The following is a 19,044-nucleotide window of genomic DNA, read 5'->3' on the forward strand; positions in this document are numbered from 1 at the left end:
CTCCAACTTTAACATCATCCAAAGAAGGAACAATTATATCGCCTCTGGCTTCCTTCTCACTAACTACAATAGTTGAAGCTACAGCATCTTTTGCATTGTAATTATCATCACCTAAATACTTAGCAGACAATGTAGCATTACCGACAGAAGGCATGACAACATCTAACTGAGTAATTTCAGAATTAATATCAATGGAATACTCAGTACCATTAACATTAACAACAACAATACCAGTAGCCCCTTCAGTTATTATAACAGTGATTATTGAGTTCTCACCAACTTTTGAAGGAGTACCACTTACACTAATATCAACATCCTTTTTAGCCACATTATAATTGATTACATCAAAGACAGCTTTATTGTCTTTAGTCTCATTAGCAACAATAACAACAGTATGCTCACCAGCAGTAACAGGAAGAGTTACATTTCCATTTTCATCAGGAGTCTGTTTAACACCATCAACATAAACATCCACATCTCCAGGAACATGGACAGCCACTTCATCTCCAACTTTAACATCATCCAAAGAAGGAACAATTATATCGCCTCTGGCTTCCTTCTCACTAACTACAATAGTTGAATCCTCAGAATCCTTAACATTATAGTATTCATTACCCAAGTATCTAGCAGACAATGAAGCAGTACCGACAGAAGGCATGACAACATCTAACTGAGTAGTTTCAGAATTAATATCAATGGAATACTCAGTACCATTAACATTAACAATAACGATTCCGGTAGCACCAGGAGTAATCTCAACAGTGATTGTTGATTTTTCACCAACCAAAGCAGGAGTACCGCTCACGCTAAGGTCAGCATCGCTTTTTACAACTGTGAAAGTGTAATTTGCACTTGAAGCGAGATATTCATCTGTTTCAGCAACGCTTGCAACAACTGTATGTGTTCCTGCAGAAATGTCATCCATTGCATCTGTTTTAACACCATCAATGTAGACAATGATGTTAGCTCCAGGATATGCTTTTGCATCCACATATACGATTTGACCAGCTTTAACACCAATGATTGGATCTATTGTGATTTCAGACACTTTTTTAGCCACATTGTAGAATGCTGTGACATTGTCTTCGCCGTATTTGGAGTCTGCATCAGGAATGTATTTTACAGTTACATTGTTAATTCCGGCAGGTCCAGGAGTTAAAGTAATCTTATCACCAATTTCATATTCCTGGCCGTTGATTTCAATTTTACCTGTTGCATCACTAGGCAGTTTAACAGTAACGTTAGTGTCCTGGCCAACAAAGGTGTCATTTACCACTACTGTGAAATTGAGTTTGCCAACATTCAGTGGACTGACTGTAAATTCTTTTGTGATTGTTTTTACATCGTATTTATCATTACCGTAATATTTTGCAGTAACATTGTATGTTCCAACTTCAAGTTTGAGAGGAACAACATATTTGATTGAAGTAATGTTTTCAGATTTTAAAACATCTTTTCCCTGAGATACTGATACATTGATTTTTCCTGTTGCATCTGAAGGAAGTATGATATATGCTATTGCATCATCGCCGACAGTGATATTGGCAACGTCAACTGTAAAGTCGAAATCGTCTACAGGATTGACAGTTAATGTTTCTTCACCTGTTTCAATGCCGTTGTATTTATCGTCACCAAGATATTTGGCTGAGATTGTTGCAGGTCCCTTAGGCAAGTCGGATAATGTTAATGTTGCAACACCATCTTCAACTGTCACATTTGTATCGACGCCGTTTACAGTGAATGTTACTATTCCTCTTCCAGGTACTTTAACTGTTACTGTAGCAGTTTCATCTGTTCTGATTTCACCAGGATTGACAACAAATTCTTCAATTTCTGATGCAATCTTGTCTACTGTGTATGTGTCATCAGCGGTTGAATTGAGGTATTTGGCATTTTCAGCATATACTGCAGTTACTTTATACTCTCCACCTGCAACATCATTCAATTGCAATGTGGATTTGTTTTCTGAGATTTTTCTTGAGTATTCTTTTCCGTTTACAATGAATGTCACATTTCCTGTTGCGTTGATGTTTGCAATGATTGTTACTGGATTTGCAGTGGTTGAATTTGTAATTTCCAATGTGATTTCTGTTTTGACTTTATAAACATTGTATAATGCTACAAGTTCACGTGGAGCATATTTTGAGTCTGCATCAGAAACGTATTTTACAGTGACGTTGTTTGTGCCTACAATATTTGAGGAAGGCAGTTCAATTACTGTTACAGGTTCTGTGATTACAACTTCAATATCTCCGATTACGATCTTACCTGTTGCACCTGCAGGCAATGTTACTGTTGCATTGGTTTTGTTGTCAACGACTGTATCTTTTACATCTGCTGCAAATTCATATTCATAAATCGGACGCACTTCAAGGTCGTATTTAAGGGTGGATGAATTGTATCTTCCGTGACCTTCATAAAATGCTGTTATATTGTATTGTCCGACTTTCAAATCAGCAAATGAAGTTTTGTTCATTCTGGTATCCATAGTGAGGGTAACTGTCTTAATAATTTCAGATTCCTGAGTTATGGTTACTGTCACATCACCCTGTGCATCTGTTCCCATAGTGACGTATACGATTTCGGCTTCGCCAACAGTGATGTTTCTGTAGTCCATTTCAAGTTTTGGAGATTCCTTATGGACAAATATTTTGGTAGTGTTTGAAACCTTATAGTGGTTTGAATCAGGAGTTGAGGTTACGTTTAATGTGTATTGGCCTTCTTCCAATCCGGAAATGGTTATTACATCACCTGTAAGTCCTATAAAAGCTTCAGGATGGTCAACAACACTGATGTTTACCAAATCAACTGTACAGCCGTCAAGTATTAATGTGGTTGAACCTTCTTCACTGTAGAAAAGATGGACTTCATTTGAGAATTTGACTGATGAGTTGACCATATTCACTTTAACGTTAGCGGTTGTGTAAACTGAAGTGTGGTTTTCATCAGGAGTTGTAGTGACTTTTAATGTGTATGTGCCGACATCAAGATTTCTGACTGTGATAACATTATTATCAATACTGATTCCCGCAGTAGTTACAGGATTGCTGTTTTTATCCAATACGGAGATATTTTTCAAATCAACAGTACAATATTTCAATGTTAATGTAGTTGTGTTTGATTTTGCGAAGTCAAATTCCAGATTCTCATTTGATAATTTGATTTCAGATGCAATTTTATTTACTTTAACCTTAGCAGTTACATCCACAGACTTGTGGTTTTTATCAGGAGTTGTTGTGATTTTTAAGGTGTAATCGCCAGCACCTAAACCGGAAACGGTAATCACGTCACTTTCTAATGCGATGAAATTGCCTGATTTGCCCACAACAGTGATATTTTCAATATCGACACTGCATCCGTTATAATTGGTAATTGTGACTGAATCGGATTGCAGGTAATCAAACTCTAAATCATATTCTGATAAAGTGATTGATGAGTCGATTTTATTGACAGTTATTTTGGATGTGTTTTCAACGGATTTGTGATTGGCATCCGGAGTGGTTATGACTTTCAAAGTGTATTCACCGGCACTCAAATTGGATACTGTAATTACATTACCTTCAAGACTTATTATAGCTTCAGAATGGTCAACAACACTAATGTTTACCAAATCAACGCTGCATCCGTCTAAAGTCAATGTTGTAGTGCCTGACTGAAGGTAATTGAATTCAACATTTGCAAATGTTACTTTGGAATCAACCTTGTTGACTGTGATTGCTGCAAGTCCGTCAACTGAAGTATGGTTTTCATCAGGAGTTGTAGTGACTTTTAATGTGTATGTGCCTGCATCAAGATTTCTGACTGTGATAACATTATTATCAATACTGATTCCCGCAGTTGTCACAGGATTGCTGTTTTTATCCAATACTGCAATATTTTCCAAATCAACAGTACAATATTTCAATGTTAATGTAGTTGTGTTGGATTTAAGATAATCAAATTCAAATTCATTTGGAGTTAAGGTAATCTCTGATGGGACTTTATTGACTGTTACTGTGATATTTTTCTTATTACTTGGATTGTATCTGTCATTTCCCATACATTGAACAGTAATATTTGCTTTTCCAGGGTTCAAGAATTCCAATTTTCCAGTCTGTGCATTGAATTTGACAACACTAGTGTCATTGCTTTTGACTGAAACCGGAACAGGAACTGAACCGAAATCATGATCATCTGATGTTAATTCTATACCTGGACTTTGTGGGTCACTACCCCAGCCGACAGTGATTGATTCTGATTCGACCTCTAAGGAAGTATCCCATTTAATTACATTTACAGGTACAAAAACACTGTTTGCCGCATAATCACCATCATAACCCTCAGGCATATTAACTTTAATGGTAATATTGGTTAAACCTTCTTTTAGACCAGTGATAATCGGTGCGTTAGACATGATATCTATAAATTCATTTCGCATATCAAATTGTAAAGCCGCACCTTCAAGTATAGGATCCATAGATGCGTCAAATGGCAGCTCTTCACCAACATGGACTGTAATTGAATCTACAGTGTTAATGGTTATAGGCATTTTTACAGTTAAAGGAACAGTTAAAACTGTATCAAATGCTTTTGCAGTAATGCTTGCATCACCTATTTCAATTCCTTTGAATTTGATATCTTCACCTGCAACAGCAGTTTCTTTGTTTAATTCGCCGTTTACGGCAGTTAATGTTAAAGGCAAATCATGAACTTTGGAAGCATCATAATCTAAAATATTTGATCCGTGGAACTGCTCGAAGACGAATTTTACATTTGCATCTTTTCCGACAAGCATATATTTGTCATGTTCAGCATCAAGGAATAACCATGCATTTAGTGTTACACCACTAACTGTGGTTGGTGTTACACTAGAATCAGTTCTATTGTTTCCAAACCAGTTGTTGTCAGCAATAAAGTCACCACCCTGTTTATAAATATCTTTTCCGGAAGTTGCTGCTTTATTGTTGAAAAATATGGAATTGGATACATTTCCATCAGTTCCACCATACCAATAAATTGCACCACCGTAATATTTACCATCATTATTTATAAATGCACATTTATCAATGCTAACATTATTTTTTTGAACTCTGATTGCACCACCATGTTGTGAAGCATAATTTTCACTGAATGTACAATTAAATATATTTACATAATAGTTAGCATTAATAGCTCCACCATCATATGCGGAATTATTTATAAATACACAATTAGTTATATTTCCATAGTAACTATGCCAGTTGATAGCAGCTCCCATATCACTACCAGAAGTTTTACCATTAATAAATGTTAAATTATTAATTAATAAATAACTAGATGGATCACCAACATTAAATATTCTGGTCTGCTCTTTTCCATCCAAGACATGTCCGTTTCCTTCAATTGTTAAATTTTCTTTTCTGATTTCTATTTGACCTTCATCATATCCAACTACAAATTCATAGTCATGAGTTAATGAAATAACGTCATTTGGATCTGCTTCATTAATGAGCTTTTGCAGTGCTTTAAAACTGTAGTCGTTTTCTAAGTTATATGCAATATCTCGTGTTATTTTTACTCCATTATATTCAGCTGTTAATGTTCCCTGACCGGAATCGTCTGTTACAATATATTCTACAGTTGCAGCTCCATTTTCATCAAGTGTTACTTTGTCCTTTTTAGTAACAGCATTTGATGATTGCATATTTAGTGTAATTTGAGGCAGCACATAGTTTTCATATGGGTTTACCGCAGTGCCGTCATAGAGATTGTTTAAAGTAATTGTTGCAAGGGATTTTTCATCATCAACAGTCATGTCTAAAACATACCATTTTGTTGCAATGCCTCCGGATAAATCACTTCCTGAAATATCGGCAGTGTTTCCAAACCAGTTATAATCAGCTGTCAAATCGACATTGTCTGTTTTAATTACACTTGAAGCATCATTGTTGACAAAAATTGAATTGTCAATATTGAATTGTGCACCCTGTGAAGCAGAGTCCAGATATATTACAGATGCAGTTCCCAGATTATTGATGAATAGGGATTTTGATATGTCAGCGGAATTTGCGATGAGGTATAATGCATCACCATTGGCTGTTGCATCATTATGCTCAAAAGTACAGTTAAGAACCTGAATGTTGTTACAGTTTGCATAAACTGCAGCTCCATTTTCATCACTTTTTGCATTAACGAATTTGATGTTTTTGAGAATAATGTCTTTGGTATCGTCATTGAAATTGAATATTCTGGCAGTATTCTGACCGTCAAGAGTGTGTCCCTGACCGTCAATTGTCAGTGTTTTTCCAAATTCAATTCCGTTTACAAGTGCACTGTCTTTAGCAGCATCATATTTGTAGTCGTGTGATAAAGTTAAGGTTGAACCTTCATCGGCACGGCTGATTTTACCGGCTAAAGAAGTGAAACTGTCATCCATTGTTATTTCTTTTGTAAGAGAAACAGTATGATATTTAGCTGTTAAAGAGTCAGTTTGAGAGTATAAATCGTATGGAACATCAACTTCTCCAGTTTTATCCAAAGTCACATTATTAGGCAGTACTGCATTTAAAGCTGTAAGGTCAAAAGTGATTTTTGGCAGTTCACCATCGTATTTGCTTGTAGTTCTGGTGTTTTTATCATATACATTATTTATTGAAATTGTTGCAACTTCATTTTCACAGGTAATGTCTAAATATAACCATTTATTGACTGTCATACCTCCACCGGAAATACGTGCATAATTTGTATTATAGTTGTCTATAGTGTTCATCAGCCAGTTGTTGTCAACTTCACTTGCTTTAAACGTTCCTAATGCATAAACTTGATTGCCTGAATCTAATATATCATTACTTAAAATTATGGAATTTTTAAGGTAGAATTCTGAAGCAGTGGATGAAGCAGAACCAATATAAATTGACTTACCAGAACCGCCTCCATTTGTAATGAAAATACATTTATCTACATTATTGATAGCTTTACCGCCTAGTGCAGCAATAGCTCCACCCCAATAATTAACAGTATTGTTTATGAAAGTGGAGTTAATGAAATTGTTTTGACCACCATTTTCCTGTATATATACTGCACCACCATATTTAGAATTTACATTTATAGCATTTTTAATGAAAGTGGAATTGATAATGTTAGTTCCAGAATCATCCAAGTAAACTGCACCACCATGATCAGTAGAGGTACTGTTTTCAAATGTACAGTTGATAATGTCAATATTTTTACCTAAGAAATATACTGAACCTCCTTTGGTAGATTTACCGTTTACAAAGTTGATATTTTGCAGTATTAGATTATAATAACGATTAGTATCGCTGAAATAGAATATTCTGCTTAATCCTTTAGCATCAATGGTGTGTCCTTTACCGTCAATAGTAATCTGTGTGGGTATGGAAATACCATTGGTGATTGTATCAACGCCTTCAATATAAGTATAATTACGTGTTAAGTTTATTACATTGTTGTGATTGGCCAAATCGACAATTGCCTGAAGAACATCAAAGTCACCCATAACACATTCTTTTGTTAGAGATATTTCTCCATAGTTAACTGTTAACGCAGCATCATCTGAAAGTTTTGTATATGAAACCATAGCTTTACCCGTATTGTCTAGCGTGACTTTATCTGTGTCTAGGTTTAATGTTGTTGAATTGATATTTAATGTAATTTCCGGAAGTTTATATTGGCGATAGAGTTGTGTTGTTTGTGATACTTTATCATATATATGATTTAAAGAAATTATTGCATAGTTATCTAAAAATTGGATGTCTAAATAGAACCAATTAGGAATAGTGCTTATGTAAGTTTTAGTTGGAACAAGATTATAGTTATCATAAGTATTACCAAACCAGTTATATTCTAATTTATCTTTTTTTCCATATACTTGATAATCATCGTTGTTATTTGCAAAAATTGAATGAGAAATTGTTCCTTGAGAATACTGCTCATAAATTGTATAGGTTCCGGTATTGTTTATGAAAATACATTGATAAACATCACCAGCATCAGCATAATTAAAAATAGCACTACCCTGGGTAGGAGCAGAGTTATTTATAAATGTTGAACCAGTAATATAACCCATATTATAATACGCATTACTATAAATTGCCCCACCAGATTCAGTTGCAGAATTGTTTATAAAAATACAGTTGTTAACTTCAAGACTTTCACCATCTAAATAAATTGCACCACCATTTGTAGCAACACCATTAATTAATATTAAATCATTTAACACGACACCACTTGCAGGAATATTTAACAATGCAGCTTTACCTTTACCGTTTATAGTAAAACCATTACCATTAATAGTAATAGTATTTCTTATAGTCATACCACCTGTGACAGTATCTACACCTTCAATAAAAGTATAATTCTTATCCAAAGTGACATCGCTTTCAGCAAACCAGAGAATATCGTTCAAAGCATTGAAACTACCATCATCTACAATAACATATTCAATATCTTTAGCAGTACTTATATCATTATAACTAGCAGTTAATGTAGCAGTAGTTTTATACATAATGAATTGGTAAGTATCCTGGCCGTTTTCATCAAGAGTAACTGCAGTTTTACTAATAGCCACATTTGAACCTGCTAAATTTAGACTAACTGTTGGTAAATCATAATCAGAATAAGTACCGGTTTGAGAACCATCATAAATATTATTTAAGGATACAGTAGCGTAACCTCTTACAGCCGCATCTGCATCAATTTTAAGGAATAACCAATTGTTTACAGTTGCACCATCAGCTTTAGCAATATTAACATTAAAATTTTCTATAGTGTTTCCCCACCAATTATAATCAGCAGTAACAGCACCTGATCCTACTATATTTTTAGATGCGCTATTATTATAGAATATAGAATTATCAATAGTTGCTTCAGTATTTGTATCAAAATATATTAAAGAATTAGAACCTGAATTACCGGCAAAAAATGATTCAGTTATTTTATTTTCATTACTATTAGCAATAATATATAATGCATCACCCTGACCGCTTGCCGCATTATTTATGAAAGTACAATTTATCACTTCTATTTTATTACCTTTGAAATATACTACGGCTCCATCTGCACCAATTGCATTTTTGAAAATAATATTCTTTAAAATTAAATTTTTGGAATCAGTATCATCATCAAAGTAAAATATATTACTTAAACCTTTAGCATCAATGATATGGCCTTTACCGTCAATAACCATATCTTTAGCAAATTCAACACCATTTGTTAGACTGGCATCTTTTGTTGAGTCATATACATAATCCTGATCTAAAGATACTTCTCCACTTACATCATTATTAATTTTATTTTGTAATAAAATGAAAGTTGGAATTACCTCTTTAGTTAATTTAGCACCATTATAATCAACAGTTATTGCATATGCATCTGTTGGAGTATAGTCTATAGTTGCTTTACCATCATTGTCTAAAACAACATTATCAACTACATCAACATTAGTACCTTTAACTTTAAATTTAAGTGAAGGTAAAGTATACGGAGCATTTGTAGTTAAAACCCCATCTTTATATAGATTATTTAATGAAACTGCGGCCTGACCATTATCTTCATCCAATTCCATATTTAAAACATAATAACCTCCCATCACTACATCTGAACTGACACTAGGAGTGCTGGTTTGATAATTATCAATAGTTGTTCCAAACCAATTATTATTTGCATTGATAGACTGCCAATATTTAATACCGCGAATATCCACATCACCAACATTATTAGCAAAAATAGAATTTTGAATTGTTGTAGAATAATAAGACTGAATAAAAATTGATCCACCACTAGTTCCCGTGTTATTTACAAAGGTACAATTATCAATTGTTCCCCAAGCATAATTCCAGTTTATTGCTCCCGCGGGAGTACCAGTATTTTTAATAAAAATACTATTTTTAATAGCTGCACCAGTATAATAAGTATAAATCGCACCATATTGGCCGTTATTATTTATAAAAGTACAACCATCAACCATATAATACAATTGATTACTAGAAATGACAGCAGGTCCACTTGCAGCGTAACCATTAGCAAAGGTGATATTTTTAAATACAACATCACTAGCTTTAAGGGTAAAAATTTTACTTATACCCTTTGCATCAATTTTATGACCCTGACCATCAATAGTTATAGCTTGTGAAATATTGATACCTGATGTTCCACTATCAGTACTCTTATATTCATAGTCATTTTCCAAATACACTGGTAACCCGGCGGTTGCACCGCTTATCTTAGTATTCAAAGCAGCAAAGCTTCCGTCATCCGTGTCCCCCAAAATTTCAACATCGTCATTACTTTTTTGTAAATTATTTTCACTATTTACATTAACCCCCGTTACTTTCACAGTATCATTGGCAACGCTTACAGCTTCATCACCACTGTCAGCTGCACTTATTGCCGAAATTGTAAAAAGCACGCAGATAATTAATAAAATAGTAATTATCTCCTTTTTAAACTTCAAAACAATTCTCTCCTTTTACACTAAATATTAATCGAGAATGTTATTATTTATGTATAATATAATATTTATATTATTAAGAAAAAATTGAATAAAATTACAAAAAAAGTTAAAAAATAAAGTTTATCGGCATTTAAATCCCATTTCATCAAGGATTTTTTGAAGATATTTTTTCTTCAAAACAAGTTCACGTCTATCGGCCAGCCTGTCACTGTTTGGCTGGGCAACTTTTTCAGGCAATCTTGAAGCTCCAAGATACTGGGTATCTCCTTCACGCAACTTGTGAGCCTCACCATTATCAATGGCTTTCTTAATATACCAGTAATCCTTAAAAAGCACGTCAAAGTCGTTGCTTAAATAATAAAGCTCCAGATCGGTTATAAGACCAGTTGAATCATGCCATATTATTAAAACAGATTCATACTTAAAAAGCTCTGAAAAGCCAATAAAATTAAAATAGTCCAAATCAGATAATTTAAATTTCGATGCAGGATATCTCTTTCCGCAGTTTTTATAAAAATACTCCACAGGAGCAACAAAAAAAGTTTCCGATTCATCCAAGACTACCTCATGGATGTTTTTTCCAACAAGAGCCTCGAATGAATCCATGTTAATCTATTCCTTATCCAGTGCAGGAATTCCTGTAATTCTTAATCCTCCGTAATGGGATTTGTATTTGATGTTCAATCCGATTAAAAGAGGAGTGATTTTTTCAATTATTCTTGCTTTTTCAAGAATACCTGTGTCAATTGTTTTTACGCCAGGAATCTTGTCGATGATTTCTGCTGCAGTTGCTTTAGCATCTGCATCATCACCTGCAATAAGACAGTCACAGTCGATTTCTTCAGGAATGTTAGCCAAATGAGAATTTGAAATGTTACAGAATGCGCAGATTACTTTTGCGCCGGTTCCTTCAAGTATTTTAGCAGTTCTTTCAGCTGCTGATCCTTCCATAAGATCAATGAATCTGAAAGGTTTTCCTCCGATTGCTGTTTCTAAAGGCACAGTTGCATCCATGACAATTTTGTCTTTACAGAACTCTTTTATTCCTTCAACGGTTGGTTTTTGAGCTGCAAGTGGTACTGTTATGATTAAAACATCACCTTCACGAGCCGCATCTTCGTTTGCCATTCCAACCATGTTGGATAAATCATAGTCTGCAAGGTCTTCTTTTGCTTTTGCAACAACGTCCAATGCTTTTTCTTCTTTTCTTGAACCAACTATTACATCAACACCAGCGATAGCTAATCTTTCTGCAATTCCTAATCCTTGTGGTCCGGTTCCGCCTATTATACTTACTTTCATTATTACCACCTATTTTTTATCATAAAGCAGTCCGCCGACGAATATCAGGTATTCCGGCAGTTTGCCGTCATGAGCATAAAGTATTTTATATCCGAATATGTCTTCAACAGTCCTGTCAACGTATGCTCCCAGTGATTCAAGGGAGTATCTCATTTTGAACGGCATTTTGCAGGGCATGTTGACTTCTCTTGTGCATCTCATGCAGAGGTTGCATTTACCTAAGAATAATCCTAGAGAATCCTCACTTTCAAGCATGTATATTTCATTCATTAGCTTGACTTTAAGTCTTTCAAATCTTTTGAGAACAAATTCAAGTTCCCTTTCGTCAAATGTATGTTCCAGCTCTTCAGCTGAAAAGTCAATCTTGAATGCAATAATCTTGAGTTTGTTGTAGGAATTCCACACGTCATTGGTGTCGAATTCGAATGGTGGATAGTTCCAGTTGTATCCGAGAGCTTCCTGCTCTTCGATGCACAGCTTTGAGACTTCCTCAAAGTTTACATATTTTTCAAAATATTCACTTACATCCACATCTGCTGTAAGTTTTTTAATCTCTGACATAATAATTTATATTTAAATTGAATATTATAAAATTTACTATCCATTAATTACACGATTTATTTTAATCTTTTTAGGATTGTAGCCGATTGACTTGTTGGTGTCTCCTATTGATTTTTTTAATGTGGTTACGATTGCATTCAATAGCTCCTCATCAAATTCAATGCACTCGCCGCCTCTGAACTCGCAGATTTTGGAGATCTTTTCATCTTCAAGGTATTGGAGGTATTCGTCCCATTCCTCGTTTATCTCATCAATCATTATCTTTAAATCAAGTATCTTGTCATTAAGACTGTTTGCTTTTTTGAATGCATCCTTTTCGATGTCTTCCATGTTTTCCAAATCAGATTTTTCATATTCATACAGGTAAGTCTTATTCATAATATCACATTTAGGTATACCTAATATATAATTTTTAAAATATATTAATATTGTGTTGAAAACTGAAAATTGCTTTAAGTGAGTAAAATTGCTTTAAACTTGTTAAATTGCATTCATTTAATCTAAAACTTATTTATATTATAATAACTAAAAAAAATATCAAATTTCCATATGAAGAAACTTAATGCATTGTCCAAAATAAAAAAAAACGGATAGAAAAATTATTGGGAGAACTGAACATGACGCCAAAAAAGGAAAAAATGATGTATAAAGCCATTGACCAAGCAATTGAAAAAAGTATTCAACTTGAAAGGGAACATCAATACAATACTGGGAAAAAAGATGGTATAAAAGAAGGAAAAATAGAAATCGCCAAAAAACTTAAAGGAAATATGGCTCCTGAAGAAATTGCAAAGATAACAGGTTTAACACTTACAGCAGTTTTAAAATTATAATTAACTGTTGAAATAGCTTTCATGCTTTTTGAGATAGTAATTGATGTAAATATAACCGCATACACTACCTAAAGCCATACCGCAGACAAGACCTATATAAACACCGATATCGGCAAGATTGAATATGAATGCAAAGAGCCATGCAAAGATTATCTCAAGTATAAATGCTCTGAGTATTGTGAATACAAGTGAGATTCCGCCTTTTCCCATTGCCTGAAAAATATTTCCTGAAATTGCACCTAAAGGCATCAGCACCAAAAAGAAACATAAGATACGTATTGCTTCAATCAGCCTTGCATGAAGTATTGCTCCGTTTTCTGAATATGAAAATATAACTGATAACGGATCTGCAAATATAAAGAAAACCGCACATATTACAATGGATGAAATCAATCCCAATTTAATAGCATAATTCATTGAGGTTTTTAGATTTTTTAAGTTTTTAGCACCGTATGCAGCTCCTCCAACTGTCAGGGCCGCAACTCCAATACCAATTAATGGTGAAATTCCAACTGAAATAAGTCTCCATGTTGCAGTGTATGCCGCAACTGCGATTGTACCTGAAAGTATTGTAAGCCAGTAGTTCATCAGAATGGATACAAATGAAATAATAAACTGCTCCAGGCTTGCAGGTATTCCAACGACAAGAATATCCTTATAAATCTTAAAATCGGTTTTATATTCGCTCATTTTGACTTCAAGGAAGCTGTCCCTTTTAACAAACATCCAATATATCATCGGAAGCATTGCAAGTGTTGCTGCAAGAACTGTGGCAAATGCTGCGCCCTGAAGGCCCCATCCGAATACGTATATGAAAATCGGGTCGAGAATCATGTTGATTATTGCTGTAAGCATCAGCGGATATGATGCCCTTTTGACTTCTCCCTGTGACCTGAAGATTGCCGCCATCATTGCAGGTATGAAAACGGAAAATACCCCTCCAATAACAATGTAACCGTAGTCAAGAGTCTGTGATATGATTTCACCGGCACCCATTGAAAGCAGAATATGTTTTAAAAAAATAAGCATGACAATTGTTGCAACAATTGACACTATGATTGAAAGCATCATTGAGTGAATTGCACTGTTTCCTGCATTTTTATAGTCTTCAGCACCAATATAACGGGCAATAAGTGAATTTGCACCTGCACCAAGACCGTTTGCAAATCCTACAAATGCCAAAAACAGAGGGGTAACAAAACCCACTGCCGCAAGGGGATCTGAACCCAATCCTGCAACCCAGATTCCATCGATAATGTTATTCAAAACAATGAATAAGTTAGAGATAATGATAGGTAAAGCCAACTTATTTATAGCTTTTTTAGGATGATTGACAATAAGGTCAATATCTTCAGTTTTCTGCATGGTTCACCTTACGATATACTGGCCCGGATTTAAAAAATCATCCAGAAATCCAAGATAAAACTCGTCATCGGCCAAATCTTCAATGGATACAAACTCATATGAGCTTATGATTGTCTTTCTCAGGTTTTTTCCGACTTTGATTTTTCCTATATTGTTCTGGGTGAAGATATCCTCGATGAATGATTTCACGTTATTGAAGGGTCTTTCCTGTTTGTGGACTAAAAAATCATCAATAACGTAGCAGTTTTCAGGCCCGTATTTTGCAGTGAAATTGTTGCAGGCCTTGTTCAGGAATACTTTCGGACCATAATTTATTTTAACATCGTTTAAAGTGGATGATGCCATTTCAAAAAGCATCACTGCTGAATCCTTTTCATTGGATGAATAATCTCCCTTAAATACTTTGAATTCCTCCTTGTTGATTTTCTCAACAAGAGATGATGTTGTCATCTTAAGCTGAGGATGCAAAGTGTCAAGAGGCATGTCGGGGATATCGAATTTGACTGCAATCAAAACACTGCCTCTTTTTTTGAACTCATCCAGAATAGCTTTCTTATCAAGTGATTTATCCAATGGATAGAAGTAATCTTTTTTATTGTCTGATGACAGGTAATTTCGGGCGGACTGTATGAATTCACTCATTTTATTCAGCCTTAATGCTGCTGCAACATTTCGGTTTTTGTCTGTAGGGTCAATTACAACCAGAGGATCTTTGAACTGACCGGCAGTTCCATAGTCCTTAAGGTCAATTACTTCACCGTATTTCCACTCCACAGCCGCTTTTAGGGTTTCATCAAAGCTTCCGTATTTGATAATGAGAAGTTCGCAGAGATAACCTGCAAATCCTCCTACCTTAAACTCTGAGCCGTATGTTCCTGTCATGTCCATGAACTTTTTTAAAAGCAGGACTTCATCACAGCCTTCAGAGGTAAGGTTTGCCTTGACAAATCTTGTGTGGAGAATTGTTCTGTCAACTGCGGATTTGAGCTGTGATCCGTCTTCGATTGCATAGCATGGAACCAGGTCCACTTCATATCCTTCAATATCGCTTGTGACATAGGGATGTGATGCAAAGTGATGTGATGCATTACCATTGAAGGCGTCACTGCATTTATGGGCAAGATATAAACCTTTTTCTTTTAGGATATCTTCACTGACATCCAGGGGAAACGCCATGAATATGTCAATGTCTGATTTTCCCTTTAAAGCTGTGCGCTTTGCAACTGAACCTACAACGGTGATTTTTGCATTGATTCCTTCATTTTGACAGGTTTCAGTTAAATAATCAACCAGTTTTTGAGACATTGCATCTATGTCTTCCTGCTCCTTTTCAGTCGGTTTTATATCATTTAATATTTGCCCGTAATCCATTTTCATCACAATTCAAATATTTCCAAATCTTCATAAATAGGTCCCTGAGGTGTTAATGTGGACTTTTTGAGAATAATCTTGTCAATGCTCATCTCGCCGATGTCAACATCACCGAACTCCTCGATTGTTGATTTGACCTTGTTTTTTCCTTTTGCGGATTTCATTCGTCCTATTGTCAGGTGTGATGAGAATCTCCTGTCCTTGTCAAAGCCAAGTTTGACGAATTCCTTGTCAAGCTCATCATGGAGTCTTTTAACTATTTCATCATCGTCAAGGCCTAACCAGATTACCTTGATTCTGTTTGTGTTTGGAAATGCTCCGCATCCCCTGATTTTGATATTGAAATTATCAAAGCCGTTTACCACATCGGATATCTTTGATGAAAGCACGTCAATGCCTTCTGTGTCAATGTCTCCGAAGAATTTTAAGGTTAAATGGAGGTTTTCCAAATCCACATATTTGATATTGGCGTCAATCTGTTTGAATTGCCTGATTACATTATAGATTTTTGCCTTGAGGTCTTCATCGATATCAATAGCTAAAAATGCCCTTATCTGACTCATTTTAACACCTACTGTTCAATAATGGTTTCATCGATAGCTATACCGAAGTGGCGTGCACTTGTTTCAATGTAAACTTTTACCTTGTCTCCAGGTTTTACATCAGCAACTGAAAGTGGTTCATCGTTTTCATCAACAATCCTTATTGTTTCTGCATTCTGAAGAAGTGTGCGTATGGTCTGGCCTTCATATTCGGCTTCAAGAAGTATCAGTGGCCTTCTCTCGATTTTGCTTCTTCCAACATATGCTGTTCTTGTTTCACCTTGGGTGTTGACAATGAGAACTTCATCTCCTGCAACCAGTTCGGAGAGGTATCTTGTCTTGTTTCCTGGAACCATGACATAAGCCTGCACAGGTCCTGCATTTACCCTGAAAGGACGGGATGCAACGTATTCGCTTTCAAGACTTTCTGAGTGAACCAGAAACATGGATTTTGAATAGGAACCGATAAGCATTCCTTCGCCGGGTTTCATCATGTCTGTAGTATCGACACATACCCTGTCGCCTGATCCCAATGGCTTTACATTGGTTATTGTTGCAATTTTCAGTTCATATTTGGTTTGTGATGCTTCAATGACTTCCTGTGCTATTTTTTTGGTTTTGTTGAAGTCATTTGCTTCAAATATTACTCCATCAGTACCATGTTCCAATGTTTCAAGTGCCACTTTTGCACCGTCAACGTCACGTACCGCCGCAATTATTTCAACATCCACTTTCTGAAGGTCTGCAATGATGTTTTCAAGCGGAATGATTGTCCAGTCTGTTCCCACAAGTATGATGTAATCAACTATTGAACCTAACTTTACTGCAAGCTGTTCATGTGCCTTGTCTGTAATAATTACATATGCACAGACTGTTTTTCCTTCACTTTTTGCCTTTTTTGCATTTGCAATGTCAACTGAATCTGAAAAATCATCGTTTAAATCAAGTACGCCGTCGCCTTCGCCGTTGATTCCTACAAGATATATGTCTGCATCATCGGTGTTTGAAATGATTTTTACGTTTCCAAGTTTTCTGATGTTTTCAATGTCATCAAGGTCAAGCACATGGTCTATTCCTGATTCCAAAGCTGTGGTAATCATTTCCTTTTTGTCGTCCCACACTTCGTCAGGAGTTGATATCCATGCAAATTTATTTTGCATCAAATCACCTATTTCAAGAATTCCAATGCTTCTTCAACTTCAAGATCGTGGTGAACTACTTCAGAAATTGCTCTTGTGATTTTTCCAGGGTTTTCTGCCTGGAACAGGTTGCGTCCGAATGCGACTCCTGCACCGCCGACTTCAAGGGATTCTTTTACCATAGTCAATAATTGTTCATCGGTTTCAACTTTAGGTCCGCCTGCAATGACAACAGGTACGATTGCTCCTTCAACAACTTCTCTGAATGAATCAGGATCTCCTGTGTAGTTGGTTTTGACAATGTCGACTCCAAGTTCTGATCCTACACGTGCTGCATGCTTTACGAATTCAACATCATGTTCGTTTTCTACTTTCTGTCCTCTAGGGTACATCATTGCTAAAAGCGGCATTCCCCAGTAGTCACAGGTTTCAGCTATTTCTCCTAATTCCTGAAGCATCTGGCTTTCTGTTTCACTTCCAAGGTTTACGTGGATAGATACTGCATCCGCACCAAGCTGGATAGCTTTTTCGACGGTTGTTACAGTAACTTTATCGTTTGGGTCCGGTGCGAGTGATGTACTTGCGGACAAGTGTACGATAAGACCTATATCGTCACCGTATCCTCTGTGACCCTGTTTTACAATACCTTTGTGCATTAAGATTGCATCTGCTCCGCCCTGGGAGATACTTTCGACTGTTTCATCCATATTAATGATTCCTGGAATAGGACCGCTTGATACACCATGATCCATTGGTGCTATGACGGTTCTTCCGGTATTTCTGTTTATAATTCTTTCTAGACGAATCTTTTTACCTATCATTTATATTACCTCATTAGTTATGAATAATATTTTCTTAATTATCCTATATAAAGTTTAATTGTACAATAATATACAATTTAATTATTAAATTTAAATGAATAATTAATTTAAACAATAATAATTTAAACAGGCTGATAATTTTAATTTTAGAATATGTGTGAAAAATAAGTAAATGCGACAGTCTGTTATATACAGCATATGATTTTTAAAAAAATTCCTAAAAACAATACTTTTCAAATTTATCAAATGGTGCAAGAATACCTTGACTTCTTCAAGTCGAGGATGAATTGCACAAAAAGAGCAGTTAGTTATCAAATGCTCTCGCTTATTCTTTATATATTGTCTATTGATATATTATATTTTGTGTTCAAAAATTAGTTGAAATATAACAGATATTTTGATGTGTTTTTTTATGTTTTATGGTTGTAATATTGTTAATGAAGGTTTGAGGGTTAAGTTGTATCCTGATAAGGTTATGAAGGATAAATTTAATCAAAGTCTGGGTAATGCTAGATTTGTCTGGAATAATTTATTAACAGAATACCAAAAAACCTTTGAATTATTTAAACAACATGGCTATACAAGGCTAAAATGCAATCAAACCACATTCAACACCATGTTAACAATGTTGAAAAAACAATATCCATTTTTGTATAAAAGTGAGTCAAGTAGCTTGCAACA

12 protein-coding genes are annotated in these 19,044 nt (G+C 35.2%); 2 read left to right on the forward strand and 10 right to left on the reverse strand.

Features of this window, described 5'->3' with window-relative positions; genetic code table 11:
• The 5 genes from E7Z81_RS10910 to E7Z81_RS10930 form a co-directional block, all read right to left on the reverse strand.
• The coding region (locus E7Z81_RS10910; protein ID WP_292747730.1) for an Ig-like domain repeat protein at positions 1 to 10,429 on the reverse strand (10,429 nt) is incomplete at its 3' end.
• A gap of 120 nt (positions 10,430 to 10,549) precedes the next feature.
• The gene (locus E7Z81_RS10915) at positions 10,550 to 11,035 is read right to left on the reverse strand and encodes a hypothetical protein (RefSeq protein WP_292747732.1); all 486 of its coding nucleotides are present in this window, start codon (positions 11,033 to 11,035) and stop codon (positions 10,550 to 10,552) included.
• Positions 11,036 to 11,041: 6 nt separating this feature from the next.
• A complete protein-coding gene (gene npdG, locus E7Z81_RS10920) occupies positions 11,042 to 11,731 on the reverse strand; it encodes an NADPH-dependent F420 reductase (protein ID WP_292747734.1) in 690 nt (229 codons plus the stop codon).
• A gap of 9 nt (positions 11,732 to 11,740) precedes the next feature.
• Positions 11,741 to 12,292, reverse strand: a complete 552-nt coding sequence (locus E7Z81_RS10925) for a DUF2284 domain-containing protein (RefSeq protein ID WP_292747736.1) — start codon at positions 12,290 to 12,292, stop codon at positions 11,741 to 11,743.
• Between the two features lie 36 nt (positions 12,293 to 12,328).
• A complete protein-coding gene (locus E7Z81_RS10930; RefSeq protein WP_292747738.1) occupies positions 12,329 to 12,670 on the reverse strand; it encodes a hypothetical protein in 342 nt (113 codons plus the stop codon).
• 239 nt (positions 12,671 to 12,909) lie between these two features.
• Between E7Z81_RS10930 and E7Z81_RS10935 the strand changes: the two genes are divergently transcribed.
• A complete protein-coding gene (locus tag E7Z81_RS10935) occupies positions 12,910 to 13,125 on the forward strand; it encodes a hypothetical protein (protein WP_292747740.1) in 216 nt (71 codons plus the stop codon).
• Here E7Z81_RS10935 and E7Z81_RS10940 read toward each other — a convergent pair whose 3' ends face one another.
• From E7Z81_RS10940 to E7Z81_RS10960, 5 genes are read right to left on the reverse strand one after another with little or no spacing between them, the layout of a single operon-like run.
• The gene (locus tag E7Z81_RS10940; RefSeq protein WP_292747742.1) at positions 13,126 to 14,490 is read right to left on the reverse strand and encodes an MATE family efflux transporter; all 1,365 of its coding nucleotides are present in this window, start codon (positions 14,488 to 14,490) and stop codon (positions 13,126 to 13,128) included.
• 3 nt (positions 14,491 to 14,493) lie between these two features.
• On the reverse strand, positions 14,494 to 15,861 hold the full coding sequence (gene cca / locus E7Z81_RS10945) for a CCA tRNA nucleotidyltransferase (protein ID WP_367263269.1): 1,368 nt from the start codon (positions 15,859 to 15,861) through the stop codon (positions 14,494 to 14,496).
• Positions 15,862 to 15,866: 5 nt separating this feature from the next.
• Positions 15,867 to 16,424, reverse strand: a complete 558-nt coding sequence (gene thpR, locus E7Z81_RS10950) for an RNA 2',3'-cyclic phosphodiesterase (RefSeq protein WP_292747746.1) — start codon at positions 16,422 to 16,424, stop codon at positions 15,867 to 15,869.
• Between the two features lie 8 nt (positions 16,425 to 16,432).
• Positions 16,433 to 17,563 (reverse strand): 3-dehydroquinate synthase II, encoded by a 1,131-nt coding sequence (locus E7Z81_RS10955; RefSeq protein WP_292747748.1) that lies wholly within the window; start codon positions 17,561 to 17,563, stop codon positions 16,433 to 16,435.
• Between the two features lie 8 nt (positions 17,564 to 17,571).
• Positions 17,572 to 18,363, reverse strand: a complete 792-nt coding sequence (locus E7Z81_RS10960; protein ID WP_292747750.1) for a 2-amino-3,7-dideoxy-D-threo-hept-6-ulosonate synthase — start codon at positions 18,361 to 18,363, stop codon at positions 17,572 to 17,574.
• A gap of 412 nt (positions 18,364 to 18,775) precedes the next feature.
• Between E7Z81_RS10960 and E7Z81_RS10965 the strand changes: the two genes are divergently transcribed.
• A partial coding sequence (locus E7Z81_RS10965) for a helix-turn-helix domain-containing protein (protein ID WP_292747752.1) occupies positions 18,776 to 19,044 on the forward strand: 269 nt, incomplete at its 3' end.

Source organism: Methanobrevibacter sp. (genome assembly GCF_015062935.1).
Taxonomy (GTDB): Archaea; Methanobacteriota; Methanobacteria; order Methanobacteriales; family Methanobacteriaceae; genus Methanocatella.